This is a genomic window from Xanthomonas campestris pv. phormiicola (assembly GCA_025666215.1).
Taxonomy (GTDB): Bacteria; Pseudomonadota; Gammaproteobacteria; order Xanthomonadales; family Xanthomonadaceae; genus Xanthomonas_A; species Xanthomonas_A campestris_A.
Window position 1 is genome coordinate 1,577,516 of sequence record CP102593.1, and the last position, 25,328, is coordinate 1,602,843.

General features: G+C 66.4%; 14 protein-coding genes. 11 read left to right on the plus strand and 3 right to left on the minus strand.

Features of this window, described 5'->3' with window-relative positions; all coding sequences use genetic code 11:
- Positions 1-118: 118 nt before the first annotated feature.
- Together NRY95_06470 and gshB are read right to left on the minus strand one after the other, a co-directional pair.
- Entirely contained in the window at positions 119-1,000 is an 882-nt protein-coding gene (locus tag NRY95_06470; GenBank protein ID UYC17597.1) for an energy transducer TonB, read from the minus strand.
- Positions 997-1,947, minus strand: coding sequence for a glutathione synthase (gene gshB / locus NRY95_06475; GenBank protein ID UYC17598.1), 951 nt, complete (start codon positions 1,945-1,947; stop codon positions 997-999). Before gshB ends, NRY95_06470 begins: the two co-directional genes overlap by 4 nt.
- A gap of 243 nt (positions 1,948-2,190) precedes the next feature.
- Between gshB and pilG the strand changes: the two genes are divergently transcribed.
- The 10 genes from pilG (at position 2,191) to NRY95_06525 (ending at position 21,989) form a co-directional block, all read left to right on the plus strand.
- Positions 2,191-2,592: a twitching motility response regulator PilG gene (pilG, locus tag NRY95_06480; GenBank protein ID UYC17599.1), complete on the plus strand. Its 402-nt coding sequence runs from the start codon at positions 2,191-2,193 to the stop codon at positions 2,590-2,592.
- 17 nt (positions 2,593-2,609) lie between these two features.
- Positions 2,610-2,972: a response regulator gene (locus tag NRY95_06485; GenBank protein ID UYC17600.1), complete on the plus strand. Its 363-nt coding sequence runs from the start codon at positions 2,610-2,612 to the stop codon at positions 2,970-2,972.
- A 1-nt stretch (position 2,973) separates the two neighbouring features.
- Positions 2,974-3,504 carry a chemotaxis protein CheW gene (locus NRY95_06490; GenBank protein UYC17601.1) on the plus strand — a complete coding sequence of 177 codons (531 nt, stop codon included), beginning with the start codon at positions 2,974-2,976 and terminating at the stop codon, positions 3,502-3,504.
- Positions 3,505-3,544: 40 nt separating this feature from the next.
- A complete protein-coding gene (locus NRY95_06495; protein UYC17602.1) occupies positions 3,545-5,581 on the plus strand; it encodes a methyl-accepting chemotaxis protein in 2,037 nt (678 codons plus the stop codon).
- A gap of 112 nt (positions 5,582-5,693) precedes the next feature.
- Positions 5,694-13,010: an Hpt domain-containing protein gene (locus tag NRY95_06500; protein ID UYC17603.1), complete on the plus strand. Its 7,317-nt coding sequence runs from the start codon at positions 5,694-5,696 to the stop codon at positions 13,008-13,010.
- Complete coding sequence (locus tag NRY95_06505; GenBank protein UYC17604.1) at positions 12,997-14,355, plus strand: chemotaxis protein; 1,359 nt, start codon at positions 12,997-12,999, stop codon at positions 14,353-14,355. Before NRY95_06500 ends, NRY95_06505 begins: the two co-directional genes overlap by 14 nt.
- Positions 14,356-14,399: 44 nt before the next feature.
- Positions 14,400-14,876, plus strand: coding sequence for a chemotaxis protein CheW (locus tag NRY95_06510; GenBank protein ID UYC17605.1), 477 nt, complete (start codon positions 14,400-14,402; stop codon positions 14,874-14,876).
- A 206-nt stretch (positions 14,877-15,082) separates the two neighbouring features.
- Positions 15,083-19,780 (plus strand): RHS repeat protein, encoded by a 4,698-nt coding sequence (locus NRY95_06515; GenBank protein UYC17606.1) that lies wholly within the window; start codon positions 15,083-15,085, stop codon positions 19,778-19,780.
- Positions 19,781-20,205: 425 nt separating this feature from the next.
- A complete protein-coding gene (locus NRY95_06520; GenBank protein ID UYC17607.1) occupies positions 20,206-21,255 on the plus strand; it encodes a N(4)-(beta-N-acetylglucosaminyl)-L-asparaginase in 1,050 nt (349 codons plus the stop codon).
- A gap of 14 nt (positions 21,256-21,269) precedes the next feature.
- Positions 21,270-21,989, plus strand: coding sequence for a copper homeostasis protein CutC (locus NRY95_06525; GenBank protein UYC18524.1), 720 nt, complete (start codon positions 21,270-21,272; stop codon positions 21,987-21,989).
- A gap of 1,007 nt (positions 21,990-22,996) precedes the next feature.
- On the opposite strand, the gene NRY95_06530 is transcribed toward NRY95_06525, so the two are convergent.
- Positions 22,997-24,088 carry an exo-alpha-sialidase gene (locus NRY95_06530; protein UYC17608.1) on the minus strand — a complete coding sequence of 364 codons (1,092 nt, stop codon included), beginning with the start codon at positions 24,086-24,088 and terminating at the stop codon, positions 22,997-22,999.
- 695 nt (positions 24,089-24,783) lie between these two features.
- Here NRY95_06530 and NRY95_06535 point away from each other — a divergent pair.
- The gene (locus tag NRY95_06535) at positions 24,784-25,314 is read left to right on the plus strand and encodes a hypothetical protein (GenBank protein ID UYC17609.1); all 531 of its coding nucleotides are present in this window, start codon (positions 24,784-24,786) and stop codon (positions 25,312-25,314) included.
- Positions 25,315-25,328: the final 14 nt, after the last annotated feature.

Here is a 25,328-nt window from a genome sequence, read left to right on the forward strand (position 1 = left end):
TCTCGATGCTTGCCGCGCACGCGCACGCCCTGCCACGCGATGCAAATAGCAGCTCCCTTCTCCCATCGGGAGAAGGTGCCCCGCAGGGGCGGATGAGGGTACCGCCGCAGCGCGCGGCTCAGCGGTCGTCGCGCAGCGCGCCGCCGGGCAGGAACACCCAGGTGCGGGTGACCTGCAGGATGTCGATGTTGTCCTCGGTATGCGGCAACGGCGGGAACGGTTGCGCCAGCTGTACCACCCGCAGCGCTGCGGCGTCGAGCATCGGCACGCCGCTGGAGCGCAGGATGCGGCTGCTCTCGATGCTGCCGTCGCGGCGCACGCCGACGCTGATCACCACCTGGCCGCCCAGCCGCTGCCGGCGCGCCTCGTCGGGGTAGTTGAGGTTGCCGACGCGCTCGGCGCGGTCGACCCATGCGCGCAGGTAATTGGCGTAGGTGTACTCGCGGGTGCTGGCGGAGACGAACTTGCGGTTCGGCCGCTTGGCGTACTGCTCCGAGCGCAAATGCACCTCGGCCGCCAGGCGCGCCATCTCCGCGTCGCGTTGCTCGCGTTGCGCGTCCACCGGCTGGGTCGGCGCATCGGTGCGCGGCTGGGTCTGCGGCGCCGGCTGCGGCTGTTCGCCGCGCGCGCTGCTGACCACGCGCGGGGTCGGCTCCGGCGCCGCCGCCGCGGTCTGCGCGCGCAGCGCCTGCGGCGCCAGGCCGTCGCGCTGCTGCGGCACCACCCCGGGCTGGCTGTCGCGCGGGCGCTGCGGTCTGTCGTGGTCGCCGCCGCCCTGCTGGTTGGCCTGGGCCAGGAAGTCGGCCTGCTTCGGCGTCAGCGGGGTGCTGGTCTGGCTGAAGATCACGTCCAGGGTCGGCACCAGCGGCGCGTCGTCGTCGATCGCGAAGCCGACCCCCAGGATCAGCAGGCCGTGCACGATCAGCGACAGCACCAGGGTGGCGCCGAGCCTGTCGCGCTCGCCGATGCGCGGCGCGGGCGTCGCGGCGGCCGCGCTCATCGCGCCGGGTAGGCCTCGATCGCGTCGAACAGCAGCCCGGCGATGTTCAGCCCGAACTGCGCGTCCAGTTCGCGCACGCAGGTCGGGCTGGTGACGTTGACCTCGGTCAGGAAATCGCCGATCACGTCCAGGCCGACGAAGCGCATGCCGCGCCGTTTCATCTCCGGGCCGACCTGGGCGGCGATCCAGCGGTCGCGCTCGCTCAGCGGGCGGCCTTCGCCGCGGCCGCCGGCGGCCAGGTTGCCGCGGAATTCGTCGCCCTGCGGGATCCGCGCCAGGCAGTAGTCCACCGGTACTCCGTCCACCAGCAGGATGCGCTTGTCGCCGGCGCTGATGTCGGGAATGAATCGCTGCGCCAGGGCCAGGGTGCGGCCGCCGTCGGTCAGCGTCTCCAGGATCACGTTGAGGTTGGGGTCGCCGGTGCCGCTACGGAAGATCGAGCGCCCGCCCATGCCGTCCAGCGGCTTCAGCACCGCCTGGCCGTGCTCGAGCACGAACGCTTTCAGCGCGGCCGCGTCGCGGCTGACCAGGGTCGGCGGACAGCATTGCGGGAACAGCTGCGCGGCCAGCTTCTCGTTGAAGTCGCGCAGGCCCTGCGGGTCGTTGACCACCTGCGCGCCGGCGCGCTGGGCCACGCTCAGCACGTGGGTGTCGTACAGGAACTCCGAATCGAACGGCGGGTCCTTGCGCATCAGCACCACCTGCCCGGTGCCGAACGCCAGCTCGGCGAACGCGCCAAGTTCGAACCAGCCGGTCTTGTCGTCGCGCACCTGCAGCGGCGCCGCCTGGGCCAGCGCGCGGCCCTCGCGCAGCGACAGCCCGCCGGGGCGCACGTAGTGCAACCGATGCCCGCGGCGCTGCGCTTCCAGCAACATCGCGAAGGTAGTGTCTTTGGCAATCTTGATGCTGGCGATGGGATCCATCACCACGATGACATCGAACGACATGGCGTTACCCGGGGGACTGAACGGAGGATGGTAGCGGGTCGGCGGCGGGGGTGCGCAAGGGCCGCGGCACGGGGCCGTGCGGTGACCTGCGGCCGCAACCAAACTGTGACATAGTTAGCGCTGCAAAGTGATCCAACGTAGAGCCGTGGCGGCGGCCTTGACAGTCTGAGCGGGTCTTGGGATACATGTCGTTTCGCAGCGACGTCGGAACCGATGAAGCGTCGCGCGCCTGGGGGCAAGTGAATGAGTGAAAACACGACTGCGGGTGGGGAACTCGCAGGACTGAGGGTCATGGTGATCGATGACTCGAAGACGATCCGTCGTACTGCCGAAACGCTGTTGAAGCGCGAGGGATGCGAGGTGGTCACCGCCACCGACGGCTTCGAGGCCCTGGCCAAGATCGCCGATCAGCAACCGCAGATCATCTTCGTGGACATCATGATGCCGCGGCTGGACGGCTATCAGACCTGCGCGCTGATCAAGGGCAACCAACTGTTCAAGGCGACGCCGGTGATCATGCTGTCCTCCAAGGACGGCCTGTTCGACAAGGCGCGCGGGCGCATCGTCGGTTCCGAGCAGTATCTCACCAAACCCTTCACACGCGAAGAACTGCTGGGCGCGATCCGTACATACGTCAACGCCTGACCAGGGGGAAAGGCACCATGGCTCGAATCTTGTTGATCGAGGACTCACCGACCGACCGGGCGGTGTTTACGCAGTGGCTGGAAAAGGCCGGGCACGAGGTGCTCGCCACCGACAACGCCGAGGACGGGCTGAAGATCGTCCGCGAGCAGGCGCCCAGCCTGGTGCTGATGGACGTGGTGCTGCCGGGGATGAGCGGCTTCCAGGCCACCCGCGCGCTGTCGCGCGACGAGGCCACCCGGCACATCCCGGTGCTGATCATCAGCACCAAGAGCATGGAGACCGACAAGGTCTGGGGCATGCGCCAGGGCGCCACCGACTACATCGTCAAGCCGCCGCGCGAAGACGAGCTGATCGCCCGCATCAACCAGCTGGTCGGCTGACGTGCGTTCGCCCTTCGACATCCTCGAGGCCTACGAGCGGCGCAGCCTGGCGCACGCGGTGCAGATGCCCGAGCGCGAATTCGACCAGGACATCTGGCGCGGGGTCGGCTTCCGCGTCGGCAACCGCCATCTGGTGTCCGATTTCCGCGAGGTGGTGGAAATCGTGCGCATGCCGCCGATCACCCCGGTGCCGGGCGCGCAGCCGTGGCTGCTGGGCGTGGGCAACCTGCGCGGCAACCTGTTCCCGGTGGTCGACTTGAAGCAGTTCATGGAAGGCCAGCGCACCTCGCTGCTGGAAGGCCAGCGCGTGCTGATCATGCGCCAGAGCGGCGGCGACGTGGCGCTGACCATCGACGAACTGTTCGGCCAGCGCAGCTTCGCCGAATCGCAGGCGGTGGACCCCGGCGACCTGGCGCAGGGCCGCTACGCGCACTTCGTCGACCGCGCGTTCCGCGGCGACACCCACGACTGGGGCGTGTTCTCGCTGTCGCTGCTGTCGCGTACACCCGAATTCCGTCAAGCCGCCGCCTGAGCGCGCGGCCTGCCTTCGCATCGAAGATCGAGGTCGAATCATGAGTACTGCACCGGACGCCCCCAAGGCCAGCAAGCTTGGCAGCGTGGGGACGAGTTTCTGGCTGGGCCTGTTGGCGCTGTCGCTGATCGTGTTCGGCGCCAATACCGGCGTGGCCACCTGGCAGGGCAACCGCCTGGCCGGCGCCAGCACCGGCGCGGCCGACCTGCAGGTGCTGTCGCAGCAGCTGGCCAACCAGGCGCGCGACGCGGTGTCCGGCAACGCGGCCACCTTCAATGAATTCAAGCAGACCAAGGCGCGGGTGGAGAGCACCGTCGCCGGGCTCAACGCGCGCTACGCCAACGAGACCGGCATCGCCGGCCCGCTGGCCGAGCTCAACCGCACCTGGAACCCGCTGGGCAAGAACGCGCAGCAGGTGGTGGACAGCGAACCGGCGGTGCTGGCGCTGGCCGGCAATGCCGAGCGCTTCGTCGGCGGCGTGCCGCAGCTGCAGGCGCAGTTGAACGAGGTGGTGCGCGCGATGACCGTCGGCGGCGCCCCCGCCGCGCAGATCTACAACACCCTGCAGCAGGTGGTGGTGGCCGGCACCATGGCCCGCCGCGTCACCGAGATGCGGGCGGGCGGCAGCGGCGCGGCCAGCGCCGGCGATGCGCTGGCGCGCGACTCGGTGGTGTTCGGGCAGATGCTCGAAGGCCTGCGCAACGGCAACGAGGAGCTGGGCATCGCGCCGGTGCGCAACGCCGCCGCGCTGGCGGCGCTGCAGCAGTCGCAGGCGCAGTGGGCGGAAATGAAGAAGGACCTGGACGCGTTGCTGGCCAGCTCGCGCAGCCTGTTCGCCGCACAGTCCTCGGCCGAGGCGCTGACCGCCGGCTCGGACAAGATGCTCGACGACAGCAAGACACTGTTCGACGCATTCTCCGCGTTCGGCTCCACCCGCGACACCCGCCTGTTCCCGAACTTCTGGCTGGGCGTGGTCTCGGGCCTGCTGGCGCTGCTGTCGATCATCGGCTTCGTCTGGACCTCGGTGCGCAGCCGCACCCGCGACCAGGAAATCCGTTACCAGACCCAGGTCGAATACAACAGCCGCAACCAGCAGGCGATCATGCGCCTGCTCGACGAAATCAGTTCGCTCGGCGAAGGCGACCTGACCGTCAAGGCCTCGGTCACCGAGGACATGACCGGCGCCATCGCCGACGCGATCAACTACGCCGTCGACGAGCTGCGCCACCTGGTGACCACGATCAACGACACCTCGGCCAAGGTCGCCATCTCCACCGAGGAAACCCAGGCCACCGCGCTGCAGCTGGCCGAGGCCGCCGGCCACCAGGCCGAGCAGATCGGCTCGGCGTCCGAGCGCATCAACGAAATCGCCGCCAGCATCGAACAGGTCTCGCGCAACTCCAGCGAGTCGGCCGAAGTGGCGCAGCGCTCGGTGGTGATCGCCGCCGAGGGCGCCGGCGTGGTCCGCGAGACCATCCAGGGCATGGACCAGATCCGCGACCAGATCCAGGAAACCTCCAAGCGCATCAAGCGCCTGGGCGAATCGACCCAGGAGATCGGCTCGATCGTCGAACTGATCAACGACATTTCCGAGCAGACCAACATCCTGGCGCTCAACGCCGCGGTGCAGGCCGCCTCGGCGGGCGAGGCCGGCCGCGGTTTCGCGCTGGTCGCCGACGAAGTGCAGCGCCTGGCCGAACGCACCTCCGGCGCCACGCGCCGGATCGAAGGCCTGGTACAGACGATTCAGGCCGATACCAACGAAGCGGTCAGCTCGATGGAGCAGACCACCTCCGAAGTGGTGTCCGGCGCGCGCCTGGCCGAAGACGCCGGCACCGCGCTGACCGAGATCGAGCGCGTCTCCAACGCGCTCAACAACCTGATCAAGAACATCTCCATCGCCGCGCACCAGCAGTCCGCCGCGGCGACCGACATCACCCAGACGATGGACGTGATCCGGCGCATCACCGGACAGACCTCGCAGGGTGCCGGCCAGACCGCCGAATCGATCGGACGGCTGGCGCAGCTGGCGGCGGATCTGCGGCGTTCGGTCGCCGACTTCAAGCTGCCGGCGTGAGCGGATCGGAACAGGGTGGAAGGAAAGCGCACATGACGTACCGTGAACACTCCCTGCTCACCGCCGCCGCGCTGGCGCGGCGCGGCGCGTGGCCGTCCGCGGGAGCGCGGCGATGAGCGCGCTGCGCGATGCGATGAGCCATGCCGCGCTGGGCTGGGTCAAGCCGGAGCTGGACGAGACCCTGCGCCAGGTGCGCGGGGAGATCGAATACTTCGTCGAAGACCCGGCCGACACCAGCCGCATGCGCTTTTGCGCCGGCTACCTGCACCAGGTGCAGGGCACCTTGCGCATGGTCGAGCTGTACGCGCCGGCGATGGTCGCCGAGGAACTGGAACTGCTGGCCATCGCCGTGCAGAACGGCCAGGTGCCCGACCGCGACGAGGCCTGCGCCACGCTGATGCGCGGCACCGTGCTGCTGCCCGACTACCTGGAGCGCCTGCAGGACGGCCATCGCGACATCCCGATCGTGCTGCTGCCGCTGCTCAACGAGATCCGCGCCTCGCGCGGCGAGCCCGGCCTGAGCGAAGGCGCGCTGTTCGCGCTGTCGCCGGACGCCAGCGCCGCCACCGAGGCCGAGCTGGACCATGCCCGCGGCAGCCTCAGCGGCCGCAACCGCGAACTGCTCGACACCGTCGGCACCGCGATCAAGGAAGAACTGCTGCGGGTCAAGGACGCGCTCGACCTGCACCTGCGCACCGGCGGCGGCGTCGCCGCGCTGCAGACCCAGGTGGACGAACTGGGCAGCGTCGCCGACACCCTCGGCGTGATGGGCCTGGGCGTGGCCCGTGGCGTGGTGGTGCAGCAGCGCGATGCGCTGCGCAGCATCGTCGAGGGCGAGCGCCAGGCCGACGAAGGCCTGTTGCTGGATATCGCCGGCGCGCTGCTGTACGTGGATGCCTCGCTCGACGACCAGGTCGCCTATCTCGGCGCCAGCGCCGGCATCCACGACGACGCCAGCGCCGCCGAGGCGCGGCGCACGGTGGAAGTGCTGGCGCACGAGGCGATCGCCAATTTCGCCGCGGCGCGCGAGCATTTCGTCGCCTTCATCGAGACCAATTGGGAGCACGAGCGCCTGGGCGACGTGCCGCGCCTGCTCGGCGAGGTCGCCGGTGCGCTGCGCATGCTGGAACTGCCGCAGCCGGCCGATTACCTGGAAGGCGTGCGCCGCTACGTGGCCACCGAGCTGATCGGCAAGCGCCGCGTGCCCAGCGGGCGCCAGCTGGACACGCTGGCCGATGCGATGGCCAGCCTGGAGTACTACCTGGAAGCGCTGCGCGAGCGCCGCCCGGGCCGCGAGGAAATCCTCGACATCACCCGCACCAGCCTGGAAACGCTGCGTTACTGGCCGCTGCCCAGCGAGGCGCCGGCACCGCAGGGCGTGGTGCCGCAGGGCGTGGTGCCGCAGGGGGCCGATGCGCCGTTGCTCGCGCCCGTGGCGGAGCCGGGCATCGCGTCGGCCGATGCCGCTGCCGACGTGCCGGGCGCGGCGTCCGCGCCGCCGCCGGTGCCGTCCTGGGAGTTGGCACCGCTCGCGGATGAGCCGATCGCGGAGGCGCCGATCGTCGCGAGCACGCCGCCGCCTCTGCCGGGCGAGTCGCCGCAGGCACCGCAGTGGACCTTGCACGACGCTGCCGAGGCCGCCGCGAACGCCGGGGCTGCCGCACGCATCGATGCCGACGCCGAGCCGACCGCCGCGGCGGCCGGCTCGGCGGGCAACGACGACGCGTCCGTCGTCGTGTCGGCGCCGATCAGTTTCGATCCGGTCGCCGCCGAGCAGGAAGACTGGTCGGCCGTGGCCGAGCCGTTGCAGATCAGCACCGACACGCTGGCGTTGGAAGGCGACGCGTTGCGTTGGCACAGCGCCGATGCGTCGCCCGACCAGGCCATCGCGCATGCCGATGCCGCGCCTGCGAGCGACGAAGCGGCACCGGCCAGCTACGGTTTCGACCCGGTGGCCGCCGAATACGCCGAACTCGAATCGGCTGCCGGCCACGACGATCCGGCCCTGGTCATCGTCGACACCCCGGCCGCCGCGCCCAGCGACAACGCCCACGCCGATGTGCTGGTGATCGAGCTGGAAGATGCGCCGACCTTCGCCGAGACCACGTCCGACGAGGTCCACACTATCGTCTGGAACGACGCGCCGGCGACCCTGGCCGACGACGACAGCGATGTCGCCGCCGAACACCGCACGCCCACCATCGACCTGTCGTCGAGCGATACCGCATTCGCGCCCGAGGCCGACAGCGGCAAGGCCCCGCCCGCGCACGCTGGCGCGGCAGAGCATGCCGACGCCGAGCAGAGCCCATTCGTCGACCTGACCTGGCCGGAGCCGACCCCCGAGCCGGAAGCGCCGGCGCCCGGCGTGCACAAGGCCAGCATCCAGCCGATCGAGCTTGATGCTGCCTCCGCGGCGTTCCTCGCCGAACTCGACGCCGCTGCCGCACAGTTCGATGTCGCCGCGCTCGCCGCGCCCGAGTCCGCCGGCGCGACCGAGGCCACTGCCGACCACGCGCAAGCGCCGACCGAGGCGGTCGCGGCAGCCGAGGCGCCCGCGCCGGTCGCCATCGACGGCGGCTTCGTCGACGACGGCGGCGAGATCGATGCCGACATCCGCGAGGTGTTCCTCGAGGAATTCGACGAGGAGCTGGTCAACCTCGGCATCCTGCTGCCGGCATGGCGCGCGGCGCCGAATCACCTGGAAAGCCTGCGTCCGATCCGTCGCGTGTTCCATACCCTCAAGGGCAGCGGCCGGCTGGTCGGCGCGCGCGTGCTCGGCGAGTTCAGCTGGAAGATCGAGGGCATGCTCAATCGCGTGCTCGATGGCAGCCGCGCGGCCAGCCCGGCCGTGGTGACCATGGTCGAGCTGGCCTACGAGGTGTTGCCGCAGCTCAACGCCGCACTGCGCGGGCACGGCGCCATCCATGCCGATCTGGACGCGATCCAGGCGGTCGCCGACCGCATCGCGGCAGGCGAGGACGCCTACTATTTCGCCGCCGCGCCGGCCCCGGCCGTTGCCGCGCCGCGCGCCGGCACGCCGGCTTCGGTGGACAGCGTATTGCGCGAGATCCTCGAAGCCGAGGTCGGCACGCATCTGGAGACGGTCCGCGACTGGCTGCAGCATGCGCCGCAGCCGGCCACCGAGGCGCTGCTGCGCGCGGTGCACACGATGAGCGGTGCGTTCGCGATGACCGACGTGCCGGAAATCACCGAGGTCACCGGCCCGGCGGAAAGCTACGTGAAGCGTCTGCTGGCGTCCGCCGTGGTGCCCAGCGCCCACGGCGTGCGCGCGCTCGACGAGGCCGCGCACGCCATCGCCGCCACCATCGAGGAACTGCAGGCGCCGTCGCCGGTGATCCCGCCGTTCACGGAACTGGCGCAGCGCCTGCAGGCCCTGGTCGCCACGCTGCCGGAAGTGCAGTGGCCTTCGGTCGCGCATGGTGAGGACGACGAGGACGCGCCGCAGCCGCATGCCGATACCGGACTGGATGCGCCGTTGCTGCAGGCGGTGGAACTCACTTCGGCCGACGACCTGTCGGCATACCTGGGCGATGCCAGGCATCTCGAAGCGGCGGGCACGGACGCGGATCATGCCGCTGCGGAGCCTGTTGCCGAAAGCGCCGACGTCGACGTCGACGAATCCGTGGCGCAGGCAATCGATGCGCTGCCGACGTTCGATGATGCGCATTCGCACGCGCCCAGCGAGGAATCTGCAGACGGCACGGCATCGCCGGCGCCTGCGCTCGACGAACACGGTGCGTCCTCCAGCCAGGAAGATGGCATCGCCGTATCCGGCATTGCGCAGGACGCGGAAGCCGCTGGAGAATCGAGCGTGGTCGCCGCGGTTCCGGCCGACAGTGACAGCGAGCCCGCCGCGCTCGATGCCGACGAACAGGCACTGCTGGCTCAGGACGGCAAGCTCGACGAATTGACCGTCGACGCGCCGCTGGCCGAGCAGCGCGTGCCGGCGGACAGCGAATTGCCGCCGCCTGTGGAAGCGGCGGTCGAGACGCAGGAGCAGGATGTCGCGGCCGTCGATGGCGCGCCGCACGACGAAACGCATCATGGCCAGCGGCAGGAAGACTCGCATCGAGGCGCGCACGACCAGGCCGAGCACCCCGAAGGCGAGCTGGTTGCGGGCGAGCACGACCAGAGCGAGCACGACCAGCAGCGCGATCCGCAGGGGTATGCGTTCAATGCAGAGCCCTTGCGGCCGTCCACGCATTGGCACGGCAGCGAGCCGGTGTCGGCGAACGACGATGCCGAACCGCTGCCCGTGGCGGACGACGCTGCGCATTCCGACACCGCAGCGCATGCGCACGACGACGTGGAAACTGCAGCGCGATCGCAGCACGATGCCGTCGACCAGGACGTCGATGGCCACCCTGCACAGGCCGGCATCGAAACGCATCCGGCCGATGCCGAAGCGAACGATGCGCATGACCGCGCGTCTACGTCGCACGATGAAGACGCCGCACATGCCGCATCCGAACTCGCTGATACCGATGCCGAAGCAGCGCTTGGCGCAACGACTGATGCTGAAGCCGCGCATTCGACCGCAACGGCCGACGCGCCAGCGTCCGATGCCGGGTACGAAGGCGATGCCAGCTTTGACGCGGTGCCGGTCGAAGCGTCGTACGCCCATGAGGCGCGCGCCGAAGAGCAGCATTCGACCGACCAGGAGCATGCGCCAGCGTCCGATGCCGGGCATGAGGGCGATGCTGGTGTCGACGCAACGCCGGTCGAAGCAGCGTACGCCCATCAGGCGCACGTCGACGCAACGCAAGCGACCGACTCTGCCGACGCCGCGCCAGACCATGCGGAGCATGCGGGCGATCCGGGAGGCGTCGCGGATACGCAGGCCGAGCCTGCATACGCGGAAGCTGCCGAGCCGATCGAAACCGAAACCGAAACCGGCGACGAGCATCACCCGCCAGCCGCCGCATCCGACGAACCGGCGTTCGCCGAACCCACCCGGCACGACACCGCCTCGGCCGAATCCATCGACCTGGCCGCGGTCGATCTCGGTCCGCTGGACTTCGCCGACCTGGACCGCGAGCTGGTCGATATCTTCGTCGAGGAAGGCAAGGATCTGCTCGACCATTGCGACCGCCTGATCGCCGAACTGCGCGCCGCGCCGCAGGACCGCGACGCGCTCGCCGGCCTGCAGCGCGACCTGCATACGCTCAAGGGCGGTGCGCGCATGGCCGGGGTCAATCCGATCGGCGACCTCGGCCACGGCATCGAATCGCTGCTGGAGGCGGTGGCCGCCAACCGCACCGAACTCGATCGCAGCGACGTGCAATTGCTCGAACGCGGGTTCGACCGCCTGCATCAGTTGCTCACCCTCACCGGCACCCACCGCGCGGTGGCGATGCCGCTCGATCTGATCGGCCGCTTCGACGTGCGCACCCACGGCCGCAGCCTGCCGCTCGCCAATGACGGCATCGATGCCGCCGTCGACGCCGCCGCCGAAACCGCAACCGATGCCGACGTGGCGGCGATGATCCAGGCCGCGGTCGATCCGGCCGCGGTGCCCGCACCGGCGCCGGCGCCGCTGTCGGCGCCGCTGCCGGTGGACGGCATGCTCGACGAGGAGTCGATGATCGCGCGGCCGATGCAGGAACAGGTGCGCGTGCGCGCCGACCTGCTGGATCGCCTGGTCAACCACGCCGGCGAAGTGGCGATCTACCGCTCGCGGCTGGAGCAGCAGCTCGGCGCGTTCCGTGGCGCGATGTCCGAACTGGACCGCACCAATGCGCGATTGCGCGACCAGCTGCGCCGCCTGGACCTGGAAACCGAAGCGCAGATCGTCGCCCGCTACCAGCGCGAACAGGACCAGAGCGAGCAGAGCTTCGATCCGCTGGAGCTGGACCGCTTCTCCACGCTGCAGCAGCTCAGCCGCGCGCTGAACGAATCGGCGGCCGACCTGGGCGGCCTGCAAGGCGTGCTCGACGACCTGGCGCGCCAGTACGACGGTTTGCTGCAGCAGCAGTCACGCGTGAGTTCGGAACTGCAGGACGGGCTGATGCGCGCGCGCATGGTGCCGTTCGACGGCCTGGTGCCGCGGCTGCGACGGGTGGTGCGGCAGGCCGCCAGCGAGACCGGCAAGCAGGTGCACCTGACCCTTGAAGGCACCCACGGCGAACTCGACCGCAACGTGCTCGACCGCATGATCGCGCCGCTGGAACACATGCTGCGCAACTCGGTCGCGCACGGCCTGGAAACGCCGGAACAGCGTCGCGCCGCGGGCAAGGCGGAAGAGGGCAGCATCGCCATCCGCCTGCGCCGCGAAGGTTCGGAAATCGTGCTGGAAGTGGCCGACGACGGCGCCGGCCTCAACCGCGACGCGATCCGCCACCGCGCCGAGCAGCGCGGCCTGATCGCGATCGGCGCCGCGCTGTCCGACGAAGAACTGGATTCGCTGATCTTCGCTCCGGGCTTCAGCACCTACGACCAGGTCAGCCAGCTGGCCGGCCGCGGCGTGGGCATGGACGTGGTGCGCAACGAAGTGCGCCAGCTCGGCGGTTCGGTGGACATCCACTCGGTGTGGGGCCAGGGCGTCACCTTCACCCTGCGCCTGCCGCAGACGCTGGCGGTGACCCAGGCGGTGTTCGTGCAGATCGGCGAGACCACCTTCGCCGTGCCGGTGGCCTCGGTCAGCGGCATCGGCCGCATCAGCCGCGAGCGCTTCGAAGCGGCCAACGGCGGCTACCACTACAGCGGCGAAGAGTTCGCGCTGCACGACCTCGGCTCGCTGGTCGGCCAGGCGCCGGCGCGGGCCGAAGGGCAGGCGCAGGTGCCGCTGTTGCTGGTGCGCGCCGGCGACCTGCGCGCCGCGGTGGCGATCGACCAGGTACTCGGCAACCGCGAAATCGTGGTCAAGCCGGTCGGCCTGCAGATCGCCTCGGTGCCCGGCATCTACGGCGCCACCATCACCGGCGATGGCCGCGTGGTGGTGATCCTGGACGTCGCCCCACTGGTGCGCCGCTATCTGGCGCAGCCGGCGCGGCCGGTGCTGGAGGCGACGCCGGCCGCACAGCGGCGCGTGCCGCTGGTGATGGTGGTCGACGATTCGCTGACCATGCGCAAGGTCACCGGCCGCGTGCTGGAACGCCACAACTTCGACGTGATCGCCGCCCGCGACGGCGTCGAGGCGCTGGAGCGCCTCGAGGAACGCGTTCCCGACCTGATGCTGCTGGATATCGAGATGCCGCGCATGGATGGCTACGAACTGGCGACCGCGATGCGCGCCGACCCCCGCTATGCCTCGGTGCCGATCGTGATGATCACCTCGCGCAGCGGCGAGAAGCACCGCCAGCGCGCCTTCGAGATCGGCGTGCAGCGCTATCTCGGCAAGCCCTACCAAGAGTTGGATCTGATGCGCAACGTGTACGACCTGCTGGGGATTGCCCGTGTTCGCGAATGACGGCGAAGGTGGCGGCACCCCGGTCGCCTTGCTGGCGCGCCCCGGCCGGGCGCGCGAGCGCTTGCGCGAGGCCTTGCACCAGGTCGGCGCGGCGATCGTCCTCGAGGACGATCCCGGCGCCATCGACGCGCAGACCCTCGCCGACGCCGCGCCCGATGCGGTGCTGATCGCGCTGGAGCCGGCGATCGAGGACGCGCTGGAACGGCTGGACGCGGCGCTGGACCTGCCCGGCGTCACCGTGATCTTCGACGAGGCCGAACTGGCCGCGCGCCGCGAGGGCTGGGAAGCGCAGCGCTGGGCGCGGCACCTGGCGGCCAAGCTGCAAGGCCACCAGGACGTGCTGCCGCCCGGACGCGAGACCGACGTCGGCCTGCAGCCCGAACCTGGCCTGCCGGCGACCCCGGCGCAACTGCACGAAGGCGCGCCGATCGGCTTCCACGTCGAGGAAGCGGCCAGCTTCGCCAGCGCGGTGCCCGCCGACAGCTTCTACGCCTGGCAGCCGCCGGCCGATGCCGCGCCCGGGTTCGAGGACCTGCAGTTCTCGCGCGATCAGATCGCTGCCGGCGATGTGGCCGCGCCTGCAACGGCGTCGGAACCGGCGACTGCGACCGAGGCGGCATCCGCTGCGCCGACCAGCGCGCCGCCACCGCTGCCGGCCAGCGCCTGGTCGCTGGTGGACGACGACGCGCCGCTGGTGGTGCAGGCGCGTGCGCCGCTGAGCCAGATGCAGATTTCCACCGAAGGCCTGTCGCTGGTCGCGCTGGAGTCCGAGGAGGAGTCCAGCATCGACAATGCCGCCGCCGCTGCAGTCACGGTCGCGCAGGGCGCGGTGCTGGTGATGGCCGGTATCGGCGGTCCCGATGCCATCCGTCGCCTGCTCGCCGCATTGCCGGCGGGCTTCCCGCAGCCGCTGCTGGTGCAACTGCGCCTGGACGGCGGCCGCTACGGCAACCTGGTCAAGCAGATCGCGCGCGTGTCCGCGTTGCCGGTGCTGCTGGCCGAAGCCGGCCAGGCGGTCGGCGTCGGCAACGTCTACATCCTGCCCGACGATGTCGGCGTGCGCAGCGGCGACACCGCCGGCCTGCGTTTCGTCGCCCAGCAGGCCGGCGCCTCGGTAGTCGGCGGCTTGCCCGCCGCGCACAGTGCCGTGCTGCTGCTCAGCGGCAGCGACCCGCAGCAGGTCGAAGACGTGCTGGCACTCGCCACACAAGGCGCCTGGGTCGCCGGCCAGACCGGCGACGGCTGCTACGACCCGGCCGCCGCCGCGCAGCTGATTGGCCGCGGCCACCCCAGCGGCGACCCGGTGCAGCTGGCGCAGGCCCTGTCCGCGCGGTGGGGCGGCTGAGCCGCCGCCCGCGCGTTTTTCCCGGTTCCAGGACGACGTAATCCATGAGCAGCTACGCCAGCAACGACGAAATCCGCGGTGTCCTGATCCAGGCCGGCAGCGAGCGGGCCCTGCTGCCCAACGCCACCGTCGCCGAAGTGATGTCGCGCGTGCCGGTCGAACCGCTGCCCGACGCCCCGCACTGGCTGCTCGGCCAGATCGCCTGGTACGGCTGGAACGTCCCGCTGCTCTCGTTCGCCCGCCTGACCGGCCTGGGCAGCGAAACCGTCGCCTCCAACAACAAGATCGTCGTGCTTAAGGCGCTGGGCGGCAACCCCGACTTGCCGTACTTCGCCCTGATCACCCAATCCTTCCCGCAACTGATCTCGGTCCCGCGCGACGGCCTGCTTGCCGACGCCTCCGAAGAAACGTTGCCCGCTGGCGTGCATATGCGCGTGTTGCTGGGCGAGCAGAGTGCGTTGTTGCCGGATATGGAGGCGATCGAAAGGATGATTGGGGAGCGGTTTTCGGCGGATGTTTAGTGCGGGAAATGGAGTTTTTGATCATTTGATCGTTCATCCGTTGACTAGGTTATTTAAACAATAGTTGCGACATTGGTTTTGCCTTTTTCTTGTTGCATGCGGCTTGCGAAGCGCAATTCACTTAACCGGCGTTTTATTTTTAAATTCGATCGGGCATTTGTTTCTTCGAGTGCTAATTTTATTTTAATGGAGTGGTGGGTGAGCAAATGAATTTGCGTGTATGGGTGGTGTTTTTTTTAAATTTTCCTTGCTGGAGTTATGCTCAGTCTCCTCAATCTCAATATTGTTTTAAAGGTCAATGTTTCTCGACATTGAATGAGGCTGAGTCTGTAATGCGCGCATCTGCATCTCCTTATGGTAAATACATCCGGCGTTCGAATGTAATTCAGGCTGGTGATGCTGGTAAATTATCGCTGAAAATTGAATATGAGATTCCAGATCAGGCCCCTCAGGAGATTATAGAGCCTTATTATGGGACGGGGCTGGATGCTGAGAGTTGCCCCATCGGAGATAGCTGGAAGGCTGGTGAGATCAAGAATGAAACATGTCACTCCGAATCGCTGGTGATGCAAGCTGCACTGAATCACATGAGTTCAGTGACTGGATGTAGTTATTTTGATGGAGAGTTGCGGGGTAGTTATTACCTGTATGGAAGTAAGGATAATAGAAACGGCCGCATTGAGGGTGGGGATAATGCAGGTGTGCTTGATTATGCGGGCTCAAGGGTAATTTATTATAAAAATCGCTGTCCTAATTGGACGGAGGCTTCTACCGCGTCCTTTCCGATACAGAAGTATCAAGTCTATTATTGCCCGGATGGTTTCATTGCCGCCAATGCAAGTGGTGCAAATATCACAATGCCCTACCTTTGCAAGGTGAAAAATTCGTTGTCTCTTTCCGTTGAGGTAAAGAATCCTGATCAAACCCCATCCTGTGCCGTCAACAGTAATCCTTGCTTCCCGGCAACTGGCGAAAAAGCGCGGTTTGAAGAAGATTTTTATTTTGCAGGGCGCCCCTATATTCGCAGCTATCATTCTAAAGGTCTGGTGCAGTCAGGCGATTGGGGTGGTACTGGGTGGATGCATAGCTATAGTGATAGCTTGTCCACAGTGGCTGGAATGGCGTTAATTTCAGAAGATGGTTATATTAAAAAATTTTTGCAAACCGGTGCCGACTATAGAGGCCAGAAAAATTACGGCGACCTGATTCGGAAGAATGGTAGCGGCTATGTGCTTATGCGAAAGGATGGAATGAGGCGATTCTATGGGGAGGATGGTAAATTAACGGCTGTTATTGTTGGTAGCCCTGCAACCAGCATAACGTTGACATATGTAGGGTCTCTTATCGATCGTGTAACTGACGGGTTGGGGCGCTCGTTGCGCTATTCATACGCGGAAGGTAAGTTGGCTCGCATTGATTTGCCAGATGGCAAGGCTGTTGATTACGCTTATGACACCCAAGGAAACCTTGTGAGCGTACACCGTTCGGATGGCTCTGTTCGTCGGTACGTGTATAACGAATCGGACTCGGCGCCAAGCGGAAGCAGTAATTTGATGACCGGAATTGAGGACGATGGCGTCCGCTATGCAACTTTCAAATACGATAAATCGTGGCGCCCAATTTTGAGTACATTGCATGCCGGCGACCAATCGGTCGAGATGGTGACTATAGACTACATTGGGGATACTTCTGCTCACGTAAATGATGTTAATGGTGCTGAACATCAATATCAGTGGAGTGCCGGCCCTTTCAAAGATATTACGTCCGATGTTGTGGTCGGTGGAGGCTATCAGAGAATTTTTGATTCCAATGGTCGTTTGTTGAAAATGATTGATGGAAAAGGGTATGAGGTTCGGTTCACTTATCAGGATGATATTTCCGGCGGCCAGGTTTCGACGAGAGAAAATTCAAGCGTCGTGAGAAATGAGGTTTATGATGTAAATAATTTGCCTGGTGAAATTTCTGTCTTTTCCGGTGTTGGTGAGGTTTTAGCATTAACGCGGTTTTCTTACGATGCGAATGGTAGGATGTCTTTTCGATGCATTTATGATGATGGTGGTAGCGCGTATGCTTGTGGTAGCCAATCCGTTGCCCCGATTGGGATAAGACAGTGGCGATTTGTGCGCTGTGGTGATGCTGAGTCGTCCTGTCCTTTGTCAGGGCTGCTGCTTTCTATTAAAGGGCCACGGACTGAGGCTTCGGACGTTGTCACATTCAGCTATTACGCAGGCGATAATGTGGACTGTCAGGCAGATGCCTCCCTCTGCCGTTACCGCAAAGGCGACCTCTGGAAAGTCACCAACGCTCTGGGCCAGGTGACCGAATACCTGTCCTACGACGGCGCCGGCCGCGTGCTGTCGGTGAAGGACGCCAACGGCACCATCACCGACTACACCTATCACCCGCGCGGCTGGCTGACCGCCAGCAAGGTCCGCGGCGCTGACGACACCAGCGAGAACGACGACCGCATCACCCTGATCGACTACTGGCCGACTGGGCTGGTCAAGCAGGTGACCCAGCCCGATGGCGCGTTCACCGCCTTCACCTACGACGCGGCGCATCGCCTGACCGATATTGCCGACAACGCCGGCAACACGCTGCACTACACGCTGGACAACGCCGGCAACCGGGTCAAGGAGGACACCAAGGACGCGGCGGGCACGCTCAAGCGCACGCTGTCGCGGGTCTACAACCAGCTCGGCCAGCTGGCCACGCAGGCCACCGCCAGCGGCGACCCGACCGACTTCGGCTACGACGCCAACGGCAACACCACGGCGGTCACCGACGCGCTCGGGCACAAGACCCAGAACGATTACGACCCGCTCAACCGCCTGGCGCGCACGCTGCAGGACGTGGGCGGCATCGCGGCCGAGACCAAGTTCGGCTACGACGCGCTGGACAACCTGACCAAGGTCACCGATCCCAAGGGCCTGGACATCACCTACGCCTACAACGGCCTGGGCGACCTGACCAAGCTCACCAGCCCGGACACCGGCGTCACCACGTACGCCTACGACAGCGCCGGCAACCGCGCCACACAGACCGATGCGCGCAACATCAAGACCACCTACAGCTACGACGCGCTGAACCGCCTGACCAAGGTGGCCTATCCGACCAGCAGCCTCAACGTCAGCTACACCTACGACGTCAGCCAGACCACGTGCGCCAGCGGCGAGACCTACGCCGTCGGCCGCCTGGCCCGGATGCAGGACGGCAGCGGCAGCACCGACTACTGCTACGACCGCTTCGGCGACCTGGTGCGCAAGGTGCAGACCACCAACGGCAAAGTGTTCGTGCTGCGTTATGCCTATACCAAGGCTGGCCAGCTCAGCAGGTTGACCTATCCCGACGGCGCGGCGGTGGACTACGTCCGCAACGCCCAGGGCCAGACCACGGAAGTGGGCGTCACCCCGGCGGGCGGCACCCGGCAGGTGCTGCTGGGCAACGCCACTTACTACCCGTTCGGCCCGGTGGCCAACTGGTCCTACGGCAATGGCCGCCCGATGCAGCGCGTGCTGGATCAGGACTACCGTCCGCTGGCCATCAACGACACCCGCACTGATGGCCTGAGCACCGGCTTTGCCTTCGACCCGGCCGGCAACCTCAGCGTCCTGACCGCCGCCGGCAACACGGCCCCGGTGGTTAGCCTGGACTACGACGCCCTGGGCCGGCTGACCGCGTTCAAGGACGGCCCGACCGGCACGGTGATCGACGGCTACAGCTACGACGCCACCGGCAACCGGCTCAGTGCCAAGGTCAACACCGTCACGCAGAGCTACACCTACCCAACCACCAACCACCGCCTGAGCGCGGTGGCCGGCACCGCCCGCACCTACGACGCGATCGGCAACACGCTGTCCATCGGCGGCACGGCACAGGAGTTCGCCTACGACGCCACGGGCCGGATGAGCCAGGCCAAGCGCGCGGGCACAGTGGTGATGAAGTACGGCTACAACGGCCGCGGCGAGCAGGTGCGGCGGGTGGACAAGACCAACACCTACACGCTGTACGACGAGAGCGGGCATTGGTTGGGCAACTACGATGCCAACGGCGCCACGCTGCAGCAGGCGATCTGGCTGGACGACCTGCCGGTCGGCGTGCTGGCTAAGAACAGCGTTCGCTACGTGCAGCCGGACCACCTGGGCACGCCGCGTGCCGTGATCGACCCGGTCCGCGACGTAGCGATCTGGACCTGGGACCTGAAGGGCGAAGCCTTCGGCAACACCCCACCCGACCAGGACCCGGACAAGGACGGCACCGCGTTCGTGTTCGACATGCGCTTCCCGGGGCAGCGCTACGATGCGGCGACGGGGCTCAACCAGAACTATTTCCGGGACTACGACCCCGCCACTGGGCGTTATGGGCAGAGTGATCCGATTGGGTTGAATGGCGGCCTAAATACCTATGGATACTCTTTGCAGGCTCCTGTGGATCATAGCGATGCTTGGGGCTTGGCAACATGGAAAGGAAATAGCTACGGTGTAGGTGGAGGTGCGGGCCGGTATGGCGGTTTCATTGATTTTTATCAGCTTACTTCACCATGCCCCGATGGAGGTCTTGCGTATGTATACATCATGGCTTTGGGAGGGGCTGGTGGTGTCGGTTATCCAGTATCTATGACTGGATCATCTGTGGAACTTTCGGACGCCAATGGGGTGCCTGATCCAAATGTTTTTAATGGCCCGTATGCTAAGTTTTCGGTGGGTTCGGTGTCTTTTGGTCCCGGCTACCAGCTTTACCAGAGAATTACGATAGGCGGAGCTTGGATGTCACTCGATACAGGTGCCAAAGGCTCGGGTTGGCATCAATCTCAAGGAGGCTTTGATGGTTCGCTTTATTCTGTTGGGGTCGGAAAAGCCATTGTTCTAGAAAAAAAGGAATGCAATAAGTGTGGGGGTAAGTGATGAAGGGTGTTTATATTGTGCTTATGCTATTTTTTGTTTTTTGCTTGATGATTGGTGGAGGGATGCGCTGGATTGCCTATATAAATTTCCCCAGAAGGAAACCTTTTCGTTCTGTGGGCGATAGGTGGGGGTTTTGGTTGTCTGTATGTGGTGTAGTAGGCATGGTTGTACTAACGATTGCGTACGAAAAATTCAGCAAAAACATGTAGCTTTGGATGATTTCGTCGGGTTGAAATGATTGGATATACCACTGGGTTATTTGGTTCGCAGTAGCTATAGATGTATTTGATCCACCGTCTGGCTCGTCATGGGCCATTCGATGAGGCATCACCCATTCAATCGCACCCCGCTCTGTCGCATGATGCAAGGCCAACCGCGCACGCTCTTTGCGTGGTGCCAATCCTTCCCTGCGCCGGAGCCCACTAATGCACGAACGCCGCCACTTCCTCAAGACCGCCGCCTTCGGCGCCCTCGCCACCGGCCTGGCCGCCGCCTTGCCGCGCGCACGGGCCGCCGCCAGCAACGGCGTCGCACCCCTGCCGCGCGGCGCAGCGCGGGTGATCTCGACCTGGGATTTCGGGATCGCGGCCAACCAGGCGGCGTGGCAGGTGCTGTCGCGAGGCGGCGCGGCGCTGGATGCGGTGGAGGCCGGGGTGAAGGTGCCGGAGGCCGATCCGAACAATCCCACCGTCGGACTCGGCGGCTATCCCGACCGCGATGGGCGGGTCACGCTCGATGCCTGCATCATGGATCACACCGGCGGCTGCGGGTCGGTCGCGGCGCTGGAGGACATCGTGCATGCGATCTCGGTGGCGCGGCGGGTGATGGAGAAGACGCCGCACGTGATGCTGGTCGGCGACGGGGCGCTGCAGTTCGCGCTGGCGCAGGGCTTCGAGCGCACCAACCTGCTGACGCCGTCCTCGGAGAAGGCATGGAAGGAGTGGCTGAAAACCTCCGAGTACAAGCCAGAGGCGAACATCGAGAACCGCGCCTACCAGAAGGGCACGCTGCCCGGCGGCAAGGACAACCACGACACCATCGGCATGCTGGCGCTGGACGCGCACGGCAATCTGTCCGGGGCCTGCACCACCAGCGGCATGGCGTGGAAGATGCACGGGCGGGTCGGCGACAGTCCGATCATCGGCGCCGGGCTGTACGTCGATAACGAAGTGGGCGGCGCGACCTCGACCGGGGTCGGCGAGGAAGTGATCCGCAATGTGGGCAGTTTCGCGGTGGTAGAGATGATGCGCCAGGGCAAGAGCCCGGCCGAGGCCTGCCGCGAGGTGGTGATGCGCATCGTGCGGCGCAAGCCGCAGTTGACCCGCGACCTGCAGGTCGGGTTCCTGGCGATGAACAAGCGCGGCGAGGTCGGCGCGTTCGCGATCCAGCCCGGTTTCAGCTACGCGGTCTGCGATGCGCAGCGGCAGGATCTGTTGCTGCCGGGGCAGAGCCATTTCGCGAAGCCGGCCGCATGAGCCAGGTCGTGCCGATGGGACTCGAAGTGGCTGCCGATTCGATCGGCTCGGCGCTGGCGGCGCAGGCCGGCGGGGCGATGCGGGTGGAGTTGTGCGGCGGCCTGGACGGCGGCGGGCTGACGCCGTCGTTCGGCACGCTGGCGGTGCTGCGCGATCGCTTGACCATTCCGCTGTATGTGCTGATCCGCCCGCGGGTCGGCGATTTCGTGTTCGACGCGGCGGAAGTGGAGGCGATGCGCTGCGACGTGGAGCAGTGCGTGCAGCTGGGCTGCGACGGGGTGGTGCTGGGTGCGTTGGATCCGGCCGGCGAAGTCGATCTGGACACGATGCGGGTGTTGATCGCGGCGGCCGGATCGCTGGGCGTCACCTTCCATCGCGCCATCGATGTCAGCGCCGATCCGCGGCGTGCGTTGGAGGATGCGATCGCGCTGGGGTGCGAGCGGGTGCTGACGTCGGGCGCGCGCGAGACGGCGGAGGAGGGCGCTGCGCTGATCGCCGAGCTGGTCCGGCAGGCAGGCACGCGCTTGAGCGTGATGCCGGGATCGGGGGTATCCGATACCAATCTGGCGCGGCTGCGTGCGGTCACCGGCGCGCGCGAGTTCCATGGTTCGGCGCGCGGGCCACTGGCATCGCGGGCGCTGGCGCCGCATCCGCATGTGCGCAGCCTGGGGGGCGACCGCATGCAGACCGATGTGGCGCGGGTGCGGCGGATGGTGGCGTTGCTGGCGGAGTAGTAGGGCGCCGGTGCTTCGGGGCGGGAGTGATTCGTCTGCAGCGACGATATGGGCGGAGCGATTGAGGTTGCCGCCGATGATGCGCATTGCGCTCAGCGTCTGCGACATGGCGAGAGGGCTTCGGCTCCGGCAGATCACCAGATCGGTGGGGTGGCAGGCTCCGTTCGTCGCGACTGAAGGGCACCTCTAACAACCCCAAAAAACTCGACTAAAACGCTCGCAAGTCATTGATGCGCATAGTGCGAAATTTTTAGAATCGAGGTTATTAGAGGTGCCCTGAAGTCCCTCACTCAGGGGCTTGCGGCCGGGCTGCCGGGTGCGCTGTGGGAGGAACATCAGTCCTAACCGGTTGCCGAAGTCTGTTGCCCCGCCGTGGTTTGTGTCGCGGCTGAAGGGCACCTCTAATAACCCCAAAAACTCGACCAAAGCACTCGCAAGTCATTGATGCGCATAGCGCGGAATTTTTGCAATCGAGGTTATTAGAGGTGCCCTGACGCCGTCCCTACAAGGAAGCTTGCGATTGGTTGGCTGGGCGCACTGGTAAGAGTGGCTTCGGCCTCGAAGGCTGCCGGAATCTGCTATCTCGTCGAGGTCTGTGTTGCGGCTAAAACCCATGCCTTTCAACGTCTTTGGCCGGAGCCAATAAAAATCAATTGGTGACAGCTGCGGCGCGCGAACGCAATTCGCTACACCTGTTGCGTCTTCCAATACCATCAGCAGGACATCAGCGGGTTACAAAAGCGGGACATCAAAGACGTTGAAAGGCATGCGGCTAAAACCGTTCCTGCAAGCAGACGTGCGGTTGGCCGGCGGGGTGCACTGTGGGAGGGACTTCAGTCCCGACGGCTGCCGAAGTCCGCGATCGCGTCGTGGCCTGTGTTGTGGGTGAGGCACCCTACAGGAAACCTGCGCTGCGTTCGCCGATCGCTGCGGTGTCGAATCACCGATTCGGACGAGGCAGATATGGCGCTTCGCGCAGCGGGCGCCTCACGCCGTGGCGAACAACCTCACTCCTTGCCGCCCGGCTTCGCCGCGGCCACGCGCAGTCGCTTCGGGTCCAGCGCCACGTGCTTGATGCGGGTGCGTTTCCAGGTGTAGCTGATGTGCACCAGGCCGTCGCGGGTCTGGATCACCGCCGGATAGGAGAATTCGTCCTTGGCGCTGTCTTCCAGGGTCAGGACCCGGGTCCAGCGGCGGCCGTCGCTGGACAGGGCCACCGCCAGCGTGCCGCGGCCGTCCCACCAGTCCTTGCCGGCTTCGGTGGGGTTGTAGACCAGCAGCGAGCGGCCGTCGGCCAGGACCACGGCGTCGGTGCCGGAGTTGGGATTGGCCAGGTCGAGCAGGGTCATCGGTCCCCAGCTGCGGCCGTGGTCGTGCGACCAGGTGCTGAACACGTGGTTCTGCTGGCTGCGGCCGATCGCCTGCACGCTGCCGTCGCTGTGCACCAGCACGCTGGGCTGGATCGCGCCGATCCGCGCCGGGTCGTTCAACGCCGGGCCGCGGGTCCAGTGCGTGCCGTTGTCGTCGGACCATTCCATGTGCGCGACCCAGCCGGTGTCCTCGCTGCTGCTCGGGCTGAGGATGCGGCCGTCGGCCAATTGCACCGGCTTGTTCTTGATCGGGCCGAGGATGCCCTCGGGCAGGCGCTCGGGCGCAGACCAGTGCGCGCCGCCATCGCGGGAGGTGATCTGCATGCCCCACCAGCGTTTCGGGTCCGGGCCGACCTTGTAGAACAGCCGCAGCGGTCCCTTTGCCGGCTGGAACAGCACCGGGTTCCATGCCGGCAATGGCGCGCCCGGCGGCTGCTTGCCATCGGCCACGCGCTGCGCCGGCTGCCAACCTTGTGCGCTGCGCCGTGCGACCCAGATGCCGACGTCCTCTGCGCCCTCATGGCGCCCACCGAACCAAGCGGCGAGCAGGCCGTCGCGGGTTTCCAGCAGGGTCGAGGCGTGGCACTGCGCGGTCGGCGCAGTGGAGTTGACGAATTCGCTGTAGACGATCGGCGAGGGCACGCCGGGCACGGGCGCGGTCGGCGCGGGGGCGGCGATGCTGCGCACAGCGAACAGTGACAGCAGGGGGAGCAGCGTGGGGTACATCATGGTGGTCCGGTCCTGTGCCGGTTAAAGGGATACCTATTTATCATCAATTAAATACCAAATGCTGACTGTGCCGGCAGCAAACGGCTGTCCCCGACGACTGCGAGGACCATGCCTGGCCGCGCTCGGCATGGCCGCGCTTGCCGCGCCGCGCGCCGCCATGGCGGAAAGCTTCTCCCAGGTGAAACCGTCGCCACAGCAGGTCGCCCGGCAGGATCTGGAATTCGACGCGCCAACGCTGCCGCCCTCGGGCTGCGGCGCAAGCGCCGCTTACCGGATGCGGCGAGCGCACCGAAGAGCGTGCTCGTCGCGATGCGGGATCGTGATACTTATCGCGGTTCTGCGTCGTCGTGACGAAGGCGAGCCGTTGGATCGGCATTGGAAGCTAAGGAAGTGGACGTCGTGGCCGATCAAGGGAGGACCGCATTGCAACGGACCGGAGGAGCGGCCAACCGTATCAGGGCGGTAGCGCGCCCCGCGAACAGCGGCGTCTGTTCGCCTGGCGTTTCCTGGAGGTGTTGGTGTGCTTGAGGATCGTCACATCGACAGTTCGCTGGTGCACGGGCGCGCCGGCGCAGCAACGGTCGCAAGCCGTCAACGCGAGGTTTCAATCTGCGCGCGGCAGTGCGGCCGACGGACGGCGATGCGCCGTGTGTGCCCCGTCCCTCTCTGCAGTCGGCTTACAGAGGAAAGCAGTCATGGCAGACAACATGCTCGTCACATCGCAGGCCGGCGATGCACTCACCCGGACCAACGGCAAGGCGGTGGTCGAGGCGCCCGCGCAGGCGGTCGCCGCATCCTCCATGCCCGGCGATTCATCCCACAACGGGAGCGCGCATGCGGGGCGTGGCGAGAACACCGAGGCGACGGCGTACCCAGCGTCGATCGAAAGCGGTTCGGACATGCTGGTCGGTCGGATGCCGGGTTTGGTCGCGCGACCGGCTGTGGCGTATTTCGACGGGGCCGCCAAGGTGGCGCTGGCCAGCCAGAGCCTGCTGCTCAAACAGATGGCCGAGAACCTGGCCGAAGGCAAGCGAGAGCGTGCAGCGCAGGACGCGTTGGCCGTGCTGACCACCGACATGCTGATCGGCGCGGCGGCGGCGGCGGCGGCGGCCGCCGCCGCCGCAGTCCAGACAGCCGAGCCGGCCGATTCGGCCATCGACAAGATCGACAAGAGCATCGCCAAGTACGCCGACACGATGCGCGATCGCGAATCGCCTGCCAGCTGAGCGACGCGCGACAT

What these genes read in the sequence shown, in the direction of transcription:
- NRY95_06520 (UYC17607.1), top strand. Translation starts at nt 20,206, where the DNA reads ATGCACGAACGCCGCCACTTCCTCAAGACCGCCGCCTTCGGCGCCCTC.
- NRY95_06525 (UYC18524.1), top strand. Translation starts at nt 21,270, where the DNA reads ATGGGACTCGAAGTGGCTGCCGATTCGATCGGCTCGGCGCTGGCGGCG.
- NRY95_06535 (UYC17609.1), top strand. Translation starts at nt 24,784, where the DNA reads ATGGCAGACAACATGCTCGTCACATCGCAGGCCGGCGATGCACTCACC.
- NRY95_06470 (UYC17597.1), bottom strand. Translation starts at nt 1,000, where the DNA reads ATGAGCGCGGCCGCCGCGACGCCCGCGCCGCGCATCGGCGAGCGCGAC.
- NRY95_06530 (UYC17608.1), bottom strand. Translation starts at nt 24,088, where the DNA reads ATGATGTACCCCACGCTGCTCCCCCTGCTGTCACTGTTCGCTGTGCGC.
- NRY95_06500 (UYC17603.1), top strand. Translation starts at nt 5,694, where the DNA reads ATGAGCGCGCTGCGCGATGCGATGAGCCATGCCGCGCTGGGCTGGGTC.
- pilG (UYC17599.1), top strand. Translation starts at nt 2,191, where the DNA reads ATGAGTGAAAACACGACTGCGGGTGGGGAACTCGCAGGACTGAGGGTC.
- NRY95_06510 (UYC17605.1), top strand. Translation starts at nt 14,400, where the DNA reads ATGAGCAGCTACGCCAGCAACGACGAAATCCGCGGTGTCCTGATCCAG.
- NRY95_06515 (UYC17606.1), top strand. Translation starts at nt 15,083, where the DNA reads ATGAATTTGCGTGTATGGGTGGTGTTTTTTTTAAATTTTCCTTGCTGG.
- NRY95_06495 (UYC17602.1), top strand. Translation starts at nt 3,545, where the DNA reads ATGAGTACTGCACCGGACGCCCCCAAGGCCAGCAAGCTTGGCAGCGTG.
- NRY95_06485 (UYC17600.1), top strand. Translation starts at nt 2,610, where the DNA reads ATGGCTCGAATCTTGTTGATCGAGGACTCACCGACCGACCGGGCGGTG.
- gshB (UYC17598.1), bottom strand. Translation starts at nt 1,947, where the DNA reads ATGTCGTTCGATGTCATCGTGGTGATGGATCCCATCGCCAGCATCAAG.